The organism is Natrinema hispanicum (assembly GCF_004217335.1).
Lineage (GTDB): Archaea > Halobacteriota > Halobacteria > Halobacteriales > Natrialbaceae > Natrinema > Natrinema hispanicum.
Genome location: NZ_SHMP01000003.1, coordinates 102,318 through 119,026, shown reverse-complemented (window position 1 = coordinate 119,026; position 16,709 = coordinate 102,318). Strand labels below are relative to the sequence as shown.

General features: G+C 64.5%; 13 protein-coding genes. 5 read left to right on the top strand and 8 right to left on the bottom strand.

Annotated features, from left to right (window positions below; all coding sequences use genetic code 11):
* Nucleotides 1-64: 64 nt before the first annotated feature.
* The 3 genes from BDK88_RS01285 (at nucleotide 65) to BDK88_RS01275 (ending at nucleotide 3,037) form a co-directional block, all read left to right on the top strand.
* Entirely contained in the window at nucleotides 65-583 is a 519-nt protein-coding gene (locus BDK88_RS01285; protein WP_130498810.1) for a gluconate 2-dehydrogenase subunit 3 family protein, read from the top strand.
* On the top strand, nucleotides 580-2,217 hold the full coding sequence (locus BDK88_RS01280) for a GMC family oxidoreductase (RefSeq protein ID WP_130498809.1): 1,638 nt from the start codon (nucleotides 580-582) through the stop codon (nucleotides 2,215-2,217). Before BDK88_RS01285 ends, BDK88_RS01280 begins: the two co-directional genes overlap by 4 nt.
* 64 nt (nucleotides 2,218-2,281) lie before the next feature.
* Entirely contained in the window at nucleotides 2,282-3,037 is a 756-nt protein-coding gene (locus tag BDK88_RS01275) for a dolichyl-phosphate hexose transferase (RefSeq protein ID WP_130498808.1), read from the top strand.
* A 77-nt stretch (nucleotides 3,038-3,114) separates the two neighbouring features.
* Here the strand turns inward: BDK88_RS01275 and BDK88_RS01270 are convergent, their stop codons facing one another.
* The 7 genes from BDK88_RS01270 to prf1 form a co-directional block, all read right to left on the bottom strand.
* Complete coding sequence (locus BDK88_RS01270) at nucleotides 3,115-5,124, bottom strand: ArnT family glycosyltransferase (protein WP_130498807.1); 2,010 nt, start codon at nucleotides 5,122-5,124, stop codon at nucleotides 3,115-3,117.
* Between the two features lie 21 nt (nucleotides 5,125-5,145).
* A complete protein-coding gene (locus BDK88_RS01265; RefSeq protein ID WP_130498806.1) occupies nucleotides 5,146-6,759 on the bottom strand; it encodes an ABC transporter permease in 1,614 nt (537 codons plus the stop codon).
* Nucleotides 6,756-7,925 carry an extracellular solute-binding protein gene (locus tag BDK88_RS01260; protein WP_130498805.1) on the bottom strand — a complete coding sequence of 390 codons (1,170 nt, stop codon included), beginning with the start codon at nucleotides 7,923-7,925 and terminating at the stop codon, nucleotides 6,756-6,758. The genes BDK88_RS01265 and BDK88_RS01260 overlap by 4 nt, the downstream gene beginning before the upstream one ends.
* A gap of 39 nt (nucleotides 7,926-7,964) precedes the next feature.
* Nucleotides 7,965-9,146: an alpha-1 4-glucan-protein synthase gene (locus BDK88_RS01255; protein WP_130498804.1), complete on the bottom strand. Its 1,182-nt coding sequence runs from the start codon at nucleotides 9,144-9,146 to the stop codon at nucleotides 7,965-7,967.
* Nucleotides 9,147-9,153: 7 nt separating this feature from the next.
* Nucleotides 9,154-10,284: a lysylphosphatidylglycerol synthase transmembrane domain-containing protein gene (locus BDK88_RS01250; protein ID WP_130498803.1), complete on the bottom strand. Its 1,131-nt coding sequence runs from the start codon at nucleotides 10,282-10,284 to the stop codon at nucleotides 9,154-9,156.
* Between the two features lie 275 nt (nucleotides 10,285-10,559).
* The gene (locus BDK88_RS01245; RefSeq protein ID WP_130498802.1) at nucleotides 10,560-11,489 is read right to left on the bottom strand and encodes an NAD-dependent epimerase/dehydratase family protein; all 930 of its coding nucleotides are present in this window, start codon (nucleotides 11,487-11,489) and stop codon (nucleotides 10,560-10,562) included.
* A 96-nt stretch (nucleotides 11,490-11,585) separates the two neighbouring features.
* Complete coding sequence (gene prf1, locus BDK88_RS01240) at nucleotides 11,586-12,845, bottom strand: peptide chain release factor aRF-1 (RefSeq protein ID WP_130498801.1); 1,260 nt, start codon at nucleotides 12,843-12,845, stop codon at nucleotides 11,586-11,588.
* Nucleotides 12,846-13,014: 169 nt separating this feature from the next.
* Between prf1 and minD the strand changes: the two genes are divergently transcribed.
* Together minD and BDK88_RS01230 are read left to right on the top strand one after the other, a co-directional pair.
* Nucleotides 13,015-13,899 (top strand): cell division ATPase MinD, encoded by an 885-nt coding sequence (gene minD / locus BDK88_RS01235; RefSeq protein ID WP_130498800.1) that lies wholly within the window; start codon nucleotides 13,015-13,017, stop codon nucleotides 13,897-13,899.
* A 382-nt stretch (nucleotides 13,900-14,281) separates the two neighbouring features.
* The gene (locus tag BDK88_RS01230) at nucleotides 14,282-14,869 is read left to right on the top strand and encodes a hypothetical protein (protein WP_130498799.1); all 588 of its coding nucleotides are present in this window, start codon (nucleotides 14,282-14,284) and stop codon (nucleotides 14,867-14,869) included.
* 34 nt (nucleotides 14,870-14,903) lie between these two features.
* On the opposite strand, the gene argS is transcribed toward BDK88_RS01230, so the two are convergent.
* On the bottom strand, nucleotides 14,904-16,682 hold the full coding sequence (gene argS, locus BDK88_RS01225) for an arginine--tRNA ligase (protein WP_130498798.1): 1,779 nt from the start codon (nucleotides 16,680-16,682) through the stop codon (nucleotides 14,904-14,906).
* Nucleotides 16,683-16,709 lie beyond the last annotated feature (27 nt).

Genomic DNA, 16,709 nt, shown 5'->3' with positions numbered 1-16,709 from the left:
TTCCGTCGGCGACGACCGTTCCGTTCCAACGAATATATGGTTTAGGCTTACCTAATCCTCGCCAATGAAGCTGACCAGGCGAGACGCGGTTGCCGCGCTGGCTGCACTCGGCGTCGGTGGGACGCTGTCGGGCTGTGTGGCCCCGCCCGGATCCGAGCCGATCGACGTCGATCGGCTCCGTGAGACGCTGGTCGCGGCCGCCGACGTCGTCTACCCGAGCGAGGTCTCTGGCACGGCGACGTTCGTCGAGACGTTCCTCGAGGGCCGACTCGAGGACCCGACACACGTCGCCGGTCTAGATGAGGCGGTCACGGAACTGGATGACAACGCGACGTTCTGGTACGACGAGCGGTTTGCGGCGCTGTCGGTGACGGATCGCGAGCAGGTGCTTCGGAATATCGATGTGGATACCGCCGACGAGGATCCAACCGGAACGACGAGCGAACGAGTCCGCTACTACGTCGTCAACGATCTCTTGCTGGCGCTGTATGCCTCGCCGACGGGTGGGGAACTGGTCGGCATCGAGAATCCGCAGGGACACCCCGGCGGGCTCGCGAGCTATCAGCGGGGGCCGAGCGCGTGAGTTGGGATCGACCACCCGCCGAGTCGGCGGTGCCGGCGACCGAGACGGACGCTGACCGCACTCCCGTCGGGGACGCCGACGTTTGCGTGATCGGCGCGGGACCAGCCGGCGGGATCGTCGCCGATCGCCTCGCTGAGGCCGGCCACGAGGTCGTGATTCTCGAGGCTGGACCGCGATTCGACTCGGCGGACAGGCTCGCCAGACAGGAGCGGGCGATCCGCCCTGCTTACGACCGGCCGGATGTCTGGGACGGCGACCCGGAGCGCGACGCCTACGAGTCCTCGGGGGAGCGGTTCTACCCGCTGAACCACGCTCGCGCGAGAGGCGTCGGCGGCTCGACGCTCCACTGGCAGGGGATGGTGATGCGGCTCCACGAGGCTGACTTCAATTCGGCCAGCGTTCGGGGCGTCGGGACCGACTGGCCGATCGACTATCAGGACCTGCGGCCGTACTACGCCGACGCGGAGCGCGAACTCGGTGTGGCGGGTGCCGACGACAACCCGTTCGCGCCGCCCCGCGAGGAGCCCCATCCGATGCCGGCCTTTCGGCCGTCCTACAGCGACTCGCTGTTCGCCGAGGCCTGCGACGACCTCGAGATCGCGATGCACTCGGTGCCCAACGCCCGCAACTCGGAGGCTTACGACGGCCGCAACGCTTGCGTCGGCTACGGCACCTGCCAGCCGGTCTGTCCTTCGGGCGCGAAGTACGACGCGACTGTCCACGTCAAGCGCGCTGAGCGAAAGGGTGCAACAGTGATCGACCGCGCGCCGGTCCAGCGCCTCGAGCACGGTCCCGATACGATCGAGGCAGCCGTCTACGCGACGCCTGACGGCGAGGAGCACCGACAGGAAGCCGACACCTTCGTGATCGCCTGCGGCGGCGTGGAGACGCCACGCCTGCTCTTGCTTTCCGAGTCAAGTCAGTATCCAGACGGGCTGGCCAACTCGAGCGGTCTCGTCGGTAACTTCTTCATGGACCATCTGTTTGCCGGCACGGGCGGCGTCCTCGACGAGCCCACTCGGCAGAACCACGTCGGCTTTCTCACGAGCGAGTCCCACCAGTTCTACGACGAGGCCGATGCGGAGTACGCCCCGTTCAAACTCGAGTTTTTCAACTACGCTGGCCCGTCCCCGGTGGGGATGGCGCTGACCGGCGACGACTGGGGTGACGATTTACTCGCGCGGCTCCGGTCGGAGTACGGCACTCACATCGGGATGGGTGGCCTCGTCGAACAACTCCCCCGCGAGGACAGCTACGTCGGGCTCGACACGTCGACGACCGACGACCACGGCAATCCGGTTCCGGACGTCCACTGGAACGTCGACGATCGAGCGCTGCGAACCATCGAGCGCGTCAACGAGATTCAGGAACGGATTCTCGACGAGCTCGGCACAGAGATCACCTGGCAGGTCGGCCCGGAGAACACGGGGCCGGCATATCACCACATGGGGACGACTCGGATGGGTGACGACCCAACGGAGAGCGTCGTCGGATCCGACCTCCGTACCCACGATCTCGCAAACTGCTGGATCGCCTCGAGTAGCGTCTTCCCCACCGGCGGCGCGATGAATCCGACGCTGACGATCGCGGCGCTGGCGCTGAAAGCCGCAGATCACATACTCGAGGACCTGTAACTACCGACTCTTGTGTTTTAGGCAAACCTAAAAGTATAAATGTGGCCGGCGGTGAGTACCGCCAATGAGTAGCGGGGAGCAGCCCAAGATGACGGATAGAACCGGCGACGCCGACGACCGATACACCTTCGAGGACGTCAGCGTCGTCATGGGAACCTACAACGAGGAGGAAGCGATCGGCACAGTACTCGCCGACATCGAGGACGTCACCGACGGCAAGGCCGAGGTCGTCTGCGTCGACGGCTCGTCCGATCGGACGCCCGAAATCGCCCGCGAGCACGGCGCGACGGTCATCGAGCAACAACCGCAGGGATACGGCGTCGCTGTCCATGCGGCCATCACGGAACCGGACCGACCGATCGTCGTCACGACCGACTGCGACGATACTTATCCGATGGAGCAGTTACCGGAGTTCCTCGAGTTGATCAATCAGGGCTACGACGTGGTCAGCGGCGACCGTCTCTACCACGGTGCCGAGGCGATGCCGGCGTTCAACCGATTTGGCAACCATGCCTTCGCCGCGATCGCGAGCCTCCTGATGGGGACTCGCGTCCACGACACGACGACCGGAATGCGCGCCTATCGACGCGACGTCATCGAGTCGATCGAGTGGACGGAAAACACCGGGCTTTCGGCCGAACTGCTGATCCGACCGCTGATGCGAGGTTACAATATCCGCGAACACCCCATTGCATACCGCGAGCGTGCTGGCGAGACGAAACTGGACCCGCTGAAAGGCGGTGCCGAGATCGCCCGATCGATCATCAAAGTCTCGCTCGAGGAACGACTCCGAGAGCTCCCTCACGAGCCGACACAGTAGCACTCGACGATCGTCTTTCGTTTTTGAGCGATGCGGACAGCTCACCGTGTCCTCGCTGAGCCGGCGATCGAACCCTCTCAGTTCGCGTCCGAAACGGAAAGTTCAGTCCGGACGAACAGGCCATCCGGGGACTGATCGGGAATGTACGCCGCTTCGCCGCCACAATCCCGGATTGAACTGCACCGTTCGACGCTGGGTGTTAGTGCCCGGACGGTGTCTCCCTCAGTGCGAACCGGCAGCTCGAGTCGGTAGCTGAAACTGCTGCCAGGCCCTTGATCGACGAATACGTTCACGACGATGTCGTCTCGGTCGTCGATTGGGAGCGGCTCGGTACTGTCCCAGGAAGCCCCGTGTATACGCACGCTCTCGTCGGTGACGGTCAGTCGAACGGGCGTCTCTTCTGAGACGTTCGCGGCAACGGCGGTGGCACTGTCGTCGTCAGTCGTGACGGTCATCGTGACTCCCTCGGCTGTCGACGGGACGCCGACTGTGGTGTTCAACGCGACCGCGGAGCCGGCGACGTGGTCGACCCGCTGGAGCCGGGCCGCCTGTGGCGAGCTGGCATGCGGTGCCCAGGCACCGCGGTAGGCAAGCCTGTATAGCGACCGGTCGGGATACGCGTCGACGACGGCGAACGGCCGTTCGTCGAGTGCGTACACCCGTTGACCGTCGATGTCCGGATCGTTGCGAAGCGCTTGGAACGGATGGGCGAGCCAGTCACCGTACGGCGTCGGGAGGAAGACGAGCGCTCGCTCGGATGGACCGTCCTCGAGCGGCGCGTAGACCTCCTCGTAGGTGTCGGTCACGGCCGCGTTCCGATCGAGTTTCTCGTCGACGGTCGTCGCCGTGACGCCGCCAACCGCGAGCGCGCTTACGAGCAGCGCCGCGACGAACGCTGCGCGTGCGGGCTGCGGTGCCAGCCGCTGGTCGGCCAGCCGGCGAGCCCCGGCTGCCAGCGCCAGCGCGCCGACGGCACCAAAGACCGCGACCGGCACCAGCAGATCGAAGTGGTAGTACGGGCCGTGGGTGGCGATCAGCCCGTCACCGGCGCGCTCGAGGTCTCCGAGGATGTTGAAGTTGCCCCAGAAGTAGACGTTGCCGACGGGGACGGTGACGAGCAGCCCGGCGAGGATAGCCTCGCGAGGCGAAAGTCCGCGTCGGATGGTGACGCCGACCCCGACGGCGGCCACTGCTGCGCCGAGAATACCGCCCGCGATCCAGTCGGTGACGAACTGCGCGAGCACTCGTGCGTTCGCGCGCAGCGCCAGCTCGATCGTATAGTCGATCTCGTGGTTGAGGATCCGGCGCTGCCCGAAGCCGAGCCCGTCCAGCGGTGCGAACGCCTCGTAGGGAAACACCAGCGGTGATCCGGTTACGGTCGCGTTGTAGGCCAATGCAAGTCCGACGCCTGTCAGTCCGAACACCGCCGTTGTGAGTTGTCTGGGGAGAGCGACTCGTGGCTCCTGAACGAGTGTCCAGCACGCGTGGGCGATAAACGGCGTCGCGAACAGCACCGCCGTATACGGCCGCGCGAAAAAGGCCAGGCCGATCGCTGCGCCAGCCGCCCCGGCAACGCGCCAGTCGCCGGTCCGATCGGCGCGGAGGTAGCCGTAGGCAAACGTCAGGTTGAGCATTGTCGTCGGCGCATACGGCAGGAAGACGGCCGATTCGATCAGGAATAGCGGCGAACAGAGCATGATCACGGCGGCCGCAATGGCGGTTCGCCGGTCGAACACCTCGCGGACGATCAGGGCGACGAGCGCGAGCGTCGCGGCAGCGACGCCAGCGAGCGCGAGTCGGTAGCCGCCTGCGAGGTTCCCGAGTGCGAAGATGGCCGCAGGGACGGGCGCATACTTCGGATAGAGACGGTCGCCGTCGTCGACGAAGAACCACGGGCGGAAACTCTCCTCGACGGGCGGCCGGATGAACAGTTGCCCCTCGAGCAGCATCGCTGCCTGCTGGAGATAGACACCCTCGTCGTGGTTGAGCGAGTGATACGGAAACGTTCGCGTCGCGAGCAGCCAGACCGCGAGGGCACCGGCAAGTGCAATGGCGACGACCGCCGCCCGCCACGTTCGTCGTCTCATGGGTCACTCGTCACAGTCAGATCACCGGCCATCCTGTGCGAGCATGACGGCCATCGACAGGCCAGAGATGGCGACCAAGACGAGCGCTGGAACCGCTGCCCGTCCGTACAGGCCAGCCTCCTCGATCTCCCAGATGTAGGTCACGAGCGTCTCGAAGCCAAGCGGGCGCAGCATCAGCGTCGCGGGCAGTTCCTTCATCGTCGTGAGAAAGACGAGCGCGGCCCCTGCCGCCACACCCGGCAGGATTAGCGGCAGCGTCACCTTTCTGAACGTCCCCAGCCGCGACCGCCCCAACGTCCGGGACGCTTCGACGAGTTCTTGATCGACCTGCAACGTCGAGGTCTTGATCGACCCGATCGCCTGGGGCATGAAGCGAACGACGTACGCAAAGATCAGCAACGGCACCGTCTTGTAGACCGCCGGCAGAACATCGAGGCTAAAGCTGAGCAACGCGATCGCCAGGACGATCCCGGGCGTCGCATAGCCAATATAGGGCGCGCGGTCGGCCAGTTCCGCCAGCCGCGAATCCGACGTTGCCGATGTGAGCGCGATCGGCAGCGCCACGAGGATCGAGACGCCAGCAGCAAGCACGGCGACGTACGCCGAATTGAAGCCATACTCCCAGCTGAACGTCAGTCCACCGCCCTGATAGCCCGGCCCACCGCCCATCAGCCACGTCGCGAAGAGCGCGATCGGGAGGACGATCGCCAGCAACGCGATGACGGTCGGCAACAGCAACACCACGTATCGCCAGCGCCCGAGCTCGAGGTCGGCGCTCCCACGATGGCCACTGCTTTCGTACGCTCCCGACTCGTCGACGCCGATCCGTGACTCGAGTGCGAGGACGATCGCTGTCACCGTCAGTAACTGCAGCGACAGCAACGCCGCGTAGTCACGGGCGAAGGCGTTGTACCGGGCATAGATGAACTGCGTAAACACCTCGACGCGCATGATGTTGGGCGTGCCGAAGTCCGCAAAGGCGTACAGTGCCACGAGTAATGCACCGGCAGTGATCCCTGGAAGGATCTGCGGGAGGGTGACTCGGCGAAACGCCGTCCAGCGGCCGGTGTTGAGCGTCCGTGCCGCCTCTACGAGTGAGCCATCGAGTGACAGCAGCGACGCGCGCGTCGTCAGAAACACGTACGGATACGTATACAGCGTCAGGACGAACGCCGCACCAGCGAACCCGTACACTGACGGGATCGACTCGATGCCAAGCGGCGCGAGGAGATCGGCGAATTCGCCCTGCGGCCTAAACGCCGACACGAACGCGAACGCACCGAGATAGCTCGGCACTGCAAGCGGCAGCGCCGCGAGGACGGTCCAAAACCGGGGGAACGGAATCGATCCCTGAACCGTTATCACCGCAAGCGGCACGCCGACGAGGACGCTCGCGCCGGTGACGATCGCGACGAGCGCGACGCTTCTCACCAGTACCTCGAGCGTCTGGGGGGCAACGGCGAGCTCGAGTGCTTGATCGCCGAGTCCGACGGCGTCGACGGCCAGCCAGAACAGCGGCAGTACCAGCACGGCTGCGATGGCCGCAGCAAGCAGGGTGAGTCCGACGTCGGTTGCCCCGCTGTCGTCGCCGGTTGCGCGCCCGACAGTCCGTGCAACCAGGCCGCGGATCGTCATCCTGAGACGCCAGCGTCGTCCATCAGGTCAAGCGTCGGTTCCAGGTTCGAGAGCTCCGCGAGATCGATGTCCGGTGGACTCAGTTCGTCGATCGTCGGTAGCCCGCCGACTGGACTGACGCCGCTGATCATCGGGTAGGCAAAGCTGACCGTCGCGAAGAACTCCTGTGCCTCCGCGGAGAGCAGGTGACGGACGAAGTTGTCGGCCAGTTCTCCCCGCGGGGTTCCCTTGACCTTCATCGCACCGGCGACGTTGATCACCGCGCCCGCGTCGCTTTCGGTAAAGGCCAGATCGATTGGCGCGTCCGGTCGTCCGTTTTTCACACGCATCGCGTAGTAGTGGTTCGCGAACCCGGCCGTCAGCTCCTCGTCGGCAACCGATTGTGAGACATCGAATTCGTTCCCGTAGCGCTCGGTGCCGGCCTCCCGCATGTCGACGAGCCACTGGCGGGTCGCATCTTCGCCCTCGATTAGCCGCATGGCCGTCACGAACGATTTGAACGCGCCGTAGGTCGGTGCCCAGCCCATCGTTCCCTGCAGGGCACTGGTCTCGGGGAACTCCTGGACGGTCGACGGAATGTCCGACGCGCTCAACTCGTTCGTGTTGTACGGGACGGCGCGTGCACGCCCAGCGACGCCGGCCCACGCGTTGTCGTCGCCGACGAACTGGCTGTTGCCCACCGGCTCGGTCGCTGTATCGGAGAGCGGTTCGTAGGCGTCGTTGTCCGCGACGAATCCAAGCGAGCTGGCGTCGATCGACCAGAACACGTCTGCCTCGGTCGCACCGGCATCGACCTCTTCGACGATCGTCTGGGCCAGCGACGACGACGAGTTGGAGCTTGAGTGGACGGTGAAATCGGGATAGATGTTCTGGAGCATCTCCACGAAGTCGTAGTAGATGCCACCCTCGCCACCGCCGATATAGAGGGCGAGGTCTCCGGAGAGATCCGGAAGCTCCTCGATGGACGTCCCACCCGGTGCGGGACGCCCTTCGACCAATGTACCCGAGCCCCGGAACTCCGACAGCGATGGTATCTCGGCGTTCTGTTCGTTGTCGAACATCCCCAAACAGCCTGCAAGCGAGGCGACACCGAATACAGATCCTGCTCGCAGCGCGTTTCGGCGCGAAACCACGCGTTTTCCACTATCGTCTCTATTGTCCATCATGGTGAATTTAGGCCGACCTAAATCCTTATAGCTGACGGTTCAATCGTCGGCGACAACGTGTGTGCGGTCGGTCTCGATCCCGGCCGCCGGCCGGAGCGCTGACAGGCACTCGAGCCACTCGAGCATGTATTCGCCGACGTAGTTGAAGAACGCACCGTTGTTGTACGACGACCAGTCGCCGTCGGCGAGTTCGTGGGCCATGGCTTCGAAGACGTCGGCGTAAGTGTCGGCGTCTGCGCCCGCCTCGTCGATGACTCGCCAGAGGTGCTCGTTCAGTTCGAGTCCCGGCACTTCGTTATTGAGGTCGTCGAAGGTGCTGCGCGGGGCCTTGTTGTGCTCACACAGCGGTGCGCCGTTGTAGATCCGGGTCCCGAGGACGTCACAGGCGCGCTTGAGGAAGACGCCCGACCAGATGTCGTCGAACCGGCCGACGTCCCACTCGTTGTCGTCCATCGGAAGCTGGTAGAACGCAGGGATCACTTCGCGCCGGAAGGCGAGGTTCATCGAGCAGACGGTGAGGTAGTTGTCCCGTGCGGCGACGAAATCATCGCCGAAGTCCTCGGCCGTGGTGCGTGTCTGTGCCTGACCCTCGAGATCGCCGTCCATCAGGATGCGAACGGCATCCAGGTCGGGGACGTTGGTCCACAGGCCCTGCGAGGCGACGACCGAGCCGCCGTCGATCTCGGTCGTGCCGGTTTCGACGGTCTCGTCCATCGCCGAGTAGGGGTAGCCACGCGGGTAGAGGCCGTGCTCGTCGGCGTTCTGGTAGAGGACGTTGACCCACTGTTCGTCGGAGGAGACTTCCTCGAGTTCGCCCGCAAAGGCGAGGTTCTCCATATGCGTGCCGAAGAAGTCCTCGTCATCGTGGGGCAGGGTGTCGTCGTCGATAAAGAAGCCGTAGTCGAACTCGTCGTGGACCCACATGTAGAGCAGCCCGAAACTCGTCTCGGCGTGACTCGCCGCCGGCACGACGTGGCTGTACTCGGCGACGCCGTGGTCCTCGTACCACTCCTCGCGGCGGGACCCGTCGAAGACCTCGCCGGAGACGCCTTCCTCCTCGAGCATCGCTTCCATGGCGTCGGTCTCACAGAAGTCCTCGGTGACGAGGACGACGTGGAGCCGCGAGAGGTCGAAGCCGTGCTCGCGGGCGTTTTCAAAGTACGAGCGCATGCACTCGTATTCCCGAATCGTCGGGACGATAACACAGATGTCCTGACTCATTGCTCACCTATTTTTTAGGCCCGCCTAAAACACTACCGGTTTTTCGTGTCGCCTCCGGCTGTGTCGTTGCATCCGACAGCGACAGTCCGAGCCAGGCCCCCGCGCCCACACCGCCGAGCAGCGTCACGCCGTTTTTCAGCGCGTGATCGACAATCGCGGCGGCCAAGGCGACGCTCGCGCCGACGGGCGTCAACCCGACCACGAGCGCCGTAAACGCCGCCTCGTAGAGTCCGACGCCGCCCTGCGAGAGTGGCAACACCTTCGCGAGATTGCCGACGCTGACCGCCAGCGTCCCGACCGAAAGCAACGCCCCGATCGAGAGTCCGCTGTCGAGCGCCGCGAGGACGAGCACCGCCGTGAGCACGTCCAGTGACCACACCAGCAGGCTCCCGGTCCCAATCGTAGCCAGTGCCCGTGGCTGGCGGGCGACAACTTGCACGTCGCCTGCGAACTGGACTGCGGCCTCGAGGACGCCCTCGAGCCATGGCCGATCCTGCCCCTGCGCGCGGAGCCACGCGCCGAGCCCGTGGTCTGCCCGCGCGGATGTGACGACGACGGCACCAACGCCGACGGTCGCCGTACTCACGGCCGCCGCGGCCAGCAGGGCGGTCCGTGCGCCGCTGGCCTCGGTGACGAGCTCGAGCGGGCCCGTTTCGCCGCCGACCGCGAGCCACGCCATCGCGAGCACCGCAAGCGTCGCGATCGTCGCCAGGTCGAACAGTCGCTCGACGGTCAGCGAGGCGAACCCGGCGGCGTAGGGCACCTCCCGCTGGCGGTTCATCACGTACGCACGCACCGCGTCACCTGCACGGGCCGGAATCGCGAGGTTGGCCGTCTGGCTGACAAAGACGGCGACCGTCGCAACGGCGGTGTCACTGCGGTGCTCCATCGCTGCAAGCACGTCACTGTATCGTCGCCCACGAAGCGGCCACGAGGCGACGTAGACGGCGACTGCAGCCCCGAGGACGACTGGATCGGCACTCGCAATCTCGGCGACGACGGTCCGGAGCTCGATTTCACGGACGGCGACGGCCAGCCCGGCTACGACGAGTATCGTCCCGGCGATCGTCAGCCGGCGGCGGGTCAGCGCTGACGCGACCCGGCTGTTAGAATCGGACTGCTCGTCACCGTCGGTCATACACCCCTCTCATGACTCCGCATATTTAAGCCCACCTAAAACTCGCGTGGACGGGGTCGAACCCCGCTCTCGAGGGCGTTTCTGCGAACGAATCAGTTCTGGTTTCTGCGCTTATCCGAACACCGGTCAGGTAGTGCTATAGTAACAACTGAAACGATTTACACACCGATCGCACAGCCGTCGTGCGATCGGGTGTGCATTGACTTTCAGTGGCTACTATAGTGTCCCCATGACCTGCCGTGTCGTGCGGCGAGACACAGTGACAGCAGCCGGTCTCAGCGAAGCTCGTCAATGAGTTCACGCGTCGACTGGCGAACCGCTTCGTCGCTCGAGAGTTGCGGTTCCCAGCCAAGCGCCGCGAGCTTCTCGATCGAGAGGCGCATCTTCGGGACGTCGCCGGTCCAGCCGCGTTCGCCGCCGGTGTACTCTCGTTCGGGATCGACGCCGAGTTCGTCGGCGACGATGGTTGCAATTCGATCGACCGAGGTCGTCGTCCGCGTGCCGAGGTTGTAGGTGTTCATCGCGTCGTCGGCGTGTTCGACGACGTGGCACATCGCATCCAGACAGTCCTCGATGTGCAGGTACGACTTCTCCTGACGGCCGTCGCCCAGAATCGTCAGCTGTTCAGGGTCGTCTAGCAGTTTCTCAATGAAATCGGGAATCACCGCGCCGCGCAGTCGCGGGCCGACGACGTTCGCAAAGCGGAAGTTCCAGACCGTCAGGTCGTGGCTGTGGGCCCGCGCCGAGAGCAGTCCCTCGTCAGCTAGCTTGCTCGCGCCGTAGGCACTGATCGGCTCGAGTGGCGCATAATCCTCGGGTGTCGGCCGCGGCGCTTCGCCGTAGACCGTCGAGGAGGAGGTGTAGGCGATTTCGGTCACGCCGGCGTCGGCCATTGCCTCCAAAATGTTCCGGGTCATCCGCGTGTTGTCGTCGAACTGGCCGTGTGGCCGGTCGGTGTCGACGTGTTTCGACGCCGCGAGGTGGAAGACGAGGTCGATATCCTCGAGGTGCCCTTCGAGGACATCGGGATCGGTGAGATCGGCCTCGAAAAAGTCGGCTCCGTCGGGGATACGATCGCGGTCGCCGTTCGAGAGGTCGTCGACGACGGTCACGGCCGCGCCGTCGGCGAGCAAGCGCTTGGTCAGGTGCGACCCGATGAATCCGGCACCGCCCGTGACGAGGACGCGTCGGCTCGAGAGAGACATGGTCGATGGTTTGCAGACGGGATGTTAATCCTGTTGGGTTTCTCGGCGCGAAGATGGCGCTCGCAACTGACAAAGAGCGGAGGACGCAGGAGCCGTTTACACGCCGGTCGAGTACCGCAGAATGCCGGCGAAGCCGCCGAAGGCGTTGTAGAGCTGTTCGCCCTTCTCGAAGTCCGTCGAGATGAACTTCGTCTCGGTGCCGCGCTGTTCGGCGATCTCGATGAGGTGATCGATGGCGTCCTCGCGGTCCTCGTCGGTCGCCTCGACCTCGGCACCACACTCGCTACAGGTGTGATCGGGCGTCGACTTGCGCCGATCGAGCACCTCGCGGTCGGTGTTGCCACACTCTGGACACTCGTAGGTGACGACGTCCTTGCGGAGATCCTCGCTGATCAGCAGTCGGTCGACGGCACCCATCATCAGGTTTCGGCGGGTCTGCTCGAAGCCGTAGGTCGCCAGGTCGCCGGCGTTGAGTTCCTCGAAGAACTCCTCCATCTGCTGTTTGTCCTTCATCACCTCGGCGTCGGCCAAGGCGTCCTCGGCGTTGTCGACGAGGTCTTTCAGGCCGGACTCGTCGGTATAGGCGACGTCGAACTTCCCGATGACGTTGTCTTGGATCTCGTGGTGGAGGTAATCGCCATCCAGGAACTCGTCTTTGGTCGGCGAGGGACCACCGACGAGAATACCGTCGAGTTCGTGGCGCTTGGGGACGAACAGGTCGTTTGCCATCCCCGCGACCTCCTGATAGAAGTTGTCGATGGCCTCGAGGCGCAGGCGGGCGAATCGCTGGGCGGACTGGCCACCTTTGCGCTGCTTGCCGGGGACGAGCGAGGAGGCAGACTTGACTGGTTCGATGCGTTTGCCTTTCAGCCAGCCGACGTTGGCCTCGCGGCGGTCGAGGACGATGAGGCCGTACAGGCCCTTGTCGGCGAGCATCTCCTCGAGTGGCTCGGTGAGAAACGCCGAGTCGCAGTGATACCGGAAGGACTCGACAGGCTGGGGCGGACTCTCCAAGACCTTCGTGACCATGTCGGTGCGGCCGCCACCCGAGTCGACGGCACCCGAAAACAGCACCATCCCGTTTTCCGGCGGATAGGTGTCGTAGTACCGAAGCCGGTCTTTGATGCTCGTCAGCGCGTCCTGGACGGCCGTTCGCGTCTGTTTTGACTTGATGTTGGCCGCTTCGCTGTGTTCCTGCGTGACGTGCTGGACGACGTCACTGATCTGTCTGTCCTCTGGAACGTAGATCGTCACGAGCTGCGTTCCGGAGCCGTCGTAATCCTTGAGATCCTCGAGAACCTTCCGGAACTCGTATTTCTTCCGGTCGGATTGCTCCTGCTCGCCCTCCTGGCTCATTAGCCGTATAAAACAGTGCTGTGGGTAAGAATCCTTTGACACACCTGCCGACTGACACGGAGTGCCGTTCGCTGTCATCGCTCTCGATATGTCGACTGCATAACCCGACGGGGGAAGTGTGGTCACGATTTAAGGTGGTGCCGTTCTAGGAACCGAACAGTAACCGAGTATGTCTGATGAGACGGTCTACGCCATCGCGAGCGGAAAGGGCGGCGTCGGGAAAACGACGACGACGGTGAACCTCGGGACGGCCCTCGCGGAGGCCGGCGAGCGCGTCGCCATCGTCGACACCGATCTCGGCATGGCGAATCTCGCCGGGTTCGTCAGCCTCGCTCCCGACTCGACCACCCTTCATGACGTGTTAGCCGGAGCTGCATCGACCGACGACGCCACCTACCGACTGGCGGATAACATCGTCGCCATCCCGAGTGGCACGAGCCTCGACGAGTACGCCGAAACGTCGCCCGAGGGGCTGCGCGAGGTCGTCGACGACCTCCGAGACCGGTTTGACTACGTCTTTCTCGACGTCGGAGCGGGCATCAGTCACGAGACCGTCTTGCCACTGGGTCTGGCCGATGCCGTCGTCCTCGTCTCGACGCCCGAACCCGCTGCCGTCAACGACACGAAAAAGACGATCGAACTGACCGAGCGCTCCGGCGGTAACGTCGCTGGCCTGGTTCTGACTCGTACCCGTTCGGGGAGCGACATCTCCCACGACGACCTCGCCGACCGCCTCGAGGTCCCGCTTCTCGGGACGATCCCCGAAGACCCCGCGGCCCGCGAGAGCGTCTATGCCGGCACGCCGCTGGTCGTTTTCAACCCCGACGGCCCAGCGTCGGTCGCCTACCGCCGGCTCGCGGCGGAGCTGACCGGCGTCGAGATTCTGGGCCCGGACACCAGCGACGATGGCGAACCGGCCGGCGACGACCCTGCCACACAGGCCGTTGTCGAGACCGTCTCGAGCGACACGGAGTCGAACGACAGTGATGACGGACGGGAGGCAGCCCACGACGAGGTCTCGAGCGCGATCACGGAAGCCGAATCGGACAGCTGAGACGGACTCCTGTCAGTCAGTTCCGGCGTCTCCGCGACCCGTCCTGCGGAGACGCCGGGACATCGGTACAGCAGACCGTCCGAGAGTGCTGTGACAGCGCTGTCTCGCTCGACACGGACAGACGACGATTCGGGTGTGTCGGCCACGGTATCGATCGATCGTGTGAAAGCTGCCAGCAGAGCGAACCGCTGCCAGTAGGTGACGCCTAACCCCTCGTCACGGCCCGTGACAACCGTCCCCTTGATTATTCCGTGTCAGTCTTGACTCGAGTCTCACCGGTGATTGCGTCCTCTCGAGTCGACCTGATTACCAGCTGACTGATCGGGACCGATGTCGTTCACGTGCTGATTACTAATCATGTCGGGTATCGATGCCCTCGCGTATGGAGCGACGACAGATACTCCTCGGCAGTGGCACTGCACTCGCGACCGTCCTCGCCGGTTGTTCGAGCGACGAGACCGACAACGACTCGAACTCGGACGGGACCGACGGCCAGCCACCCGCTGACGATGACACTGCCGACACCGGTGACGGTGCTACCGGCACTGACGGCACCAAGAAAGACAAGGACAAGACCGACGGCACGCACGACGACAAAGACAAGACTGACGACAGCAACGGCGACGTTCCGGGGCTCGACGACGAGCTGACGATCGACAGTTGGATGATCTCGGTCACGGACATCAGCCGGGACGGCGACGAACTCACCGTCGTCGCGACAACGACGACGACCAATTCCGACGCGCTGCGGGACAAACTCGAGTCGATCGCCAGCGACATGTCCGATGCGGTCACCGATCCCGAGGCGTTTGCGGACGCTATCGACAGGGTCTCCTGGGTGCTCAAACACGACGGCACGACGATACTGTCGTTCTACGTCGACACGCAGTGGGTGCGCAAATACAGCACCGGGGCGATGAGCCGCGAGGCGTTTACCGATCGCGTCCTCGAGACCGTCGAGCAGCCGTAGCAACGGCGTTGAACCCAGCGCGATCCCGCCGCGGTTACATCGACCGCGGTGCGGCCACGCCCAGAATCGACAGGGCGTTCGCGACCACGTGTTTCGAGGCCGCAACCAGTGCCAGCCGCGCCTCGCGGACGTCGGGGTCGACGTCGTCGGCGAGTACCGGACACTCCCGGTAGAAGCCGTTGAACCGGTCGGCGAACTCTCGGGTGTAGGTCGCGATCCCGTGGGGCTCTAAGTCGTCGGCTGCCTCGTCGACGACCGCCGGGAAGCGTGCGATCGTCTCGAGGAGGTCCCGCTCGGCCTCAGTCTCGAGGAGGTCGGCGTCGACGGCAGTCTCGACGTCGTCCATGCCGGTTTCGGGGTCGATTCCCGCTTCCTCCAGAATCCCACAGCAGCGCGCGTGGACGTACTGAACGTACGGCGCAGACTGGGCCTCGAAATCGAGCGCGCGATCCCACTCGAAGGTGATCGCCTTTGTCGGCTGCTTGGAGACGATGTCGTAACGGACCGCGCCGATCCCGACCTGATGGGCGATGCGCTCGATGTCGTCCTCGTCTAAGTCGTCGTCACGGATGCGGTCGTCGAGCCGGTCTTCGACTTCCTGTCTGGCGCGGTCGATCGCCTCATCGAGCAGGTCGTCGAGATCGACGCCAGTGCCGCGGCGCGTGCTCATCTTCCCTTCTGGGAGGTTAACATAGGAGTACAGCACCTGCTGGAGGTCGTCGGTCTCGTTGCCGAGCAACTCGAGCGTGGTGCGAAGCTGCTTGGCTTGCAGTTTGTGGTCCTCGCCGAGCACCGTCACCGCGTGGTCGTAGTTGTCGAACTTCCACTCGTGGTGGGCCAGGTCGCGGGTGGCATACAGCGAGGTGCCGTCCGAGCGCAGGAAGACGAGGTTCTTGTCGATCCCGTGGTCGTCGAGCTCGAGCTGCCAGGCGTCTTCCTCGTAAACGGACTCGTCGAGTTCTTTCAGGCGGGCGACGAGGTCGTCGGTGTCACCGTTGCGCATGAACCGAGTTTCCTTGACGAACTCGTCGAACTCAGCGGGCAGGCGCGCGAGACACTCCGTCATGCCGCCGAGCACCTGATCGACGACCTCGCTGACGCGCTCGTAGGCCTCGTCGTCGCCGGCCTCGAGGCCCTGCATGATCGACTCGATTTCGGCTTCAGCCTGCTCGACCTCGCTCTCGGCAGCGTTCTCGAGGTAGGCGTTGCCCTTGCGGTAGTACCGGACGAGGTCGTACTCGATGCGGTCGCGTTCGGGCTCGCTCTCTAAGTCCTCCTCGTCGAAGGTCTCGTAGGCCCAGGTGAAGACGGCCATCTGCCGACCGGCGTCGTTGACGTAGTAGTGACGATCGACGTCGTAACCGGCGAAATCAAGGAGATTGCAGACCGCGTCGCCGATGATCGGGTTCCGTGCGCGGCCGACGTGGACCGGCCCCGTCGGGTTCGCGCTCGTGTGCTCGACGACGACGGATTCCTCGCGATCCGGCAGAGTGCCGTAGTCGTCGTCGGTCGCGTCGGCGAGGGTATCAGCGAGATACGCGTCACTCGGCAGAAAGTTGAGATACGGCCCCTGCGTCTGGATCTCGGAGACGTAGGTCAATTCATCGGCATCGATCTCGTCTGCGATCTGTCCGGCGACCTGCGGCGGCGCTGCGCCAGCCTCGCCAGCGAGTCGGAACGCCACGCTCGAGGCGAGGACGCTCGCAACGTCGTCCGGCGGTTCTTCGAGGCCCAGATCGTCCGTCGGGAAGTCGAGTGCGGAAAGCGCCCCCTCGAGGGCGTCCTCGACCTCCGCGCGTAGGGAGAGGAACATACCCGCCCGTATTCAGGGCTCGAGTAA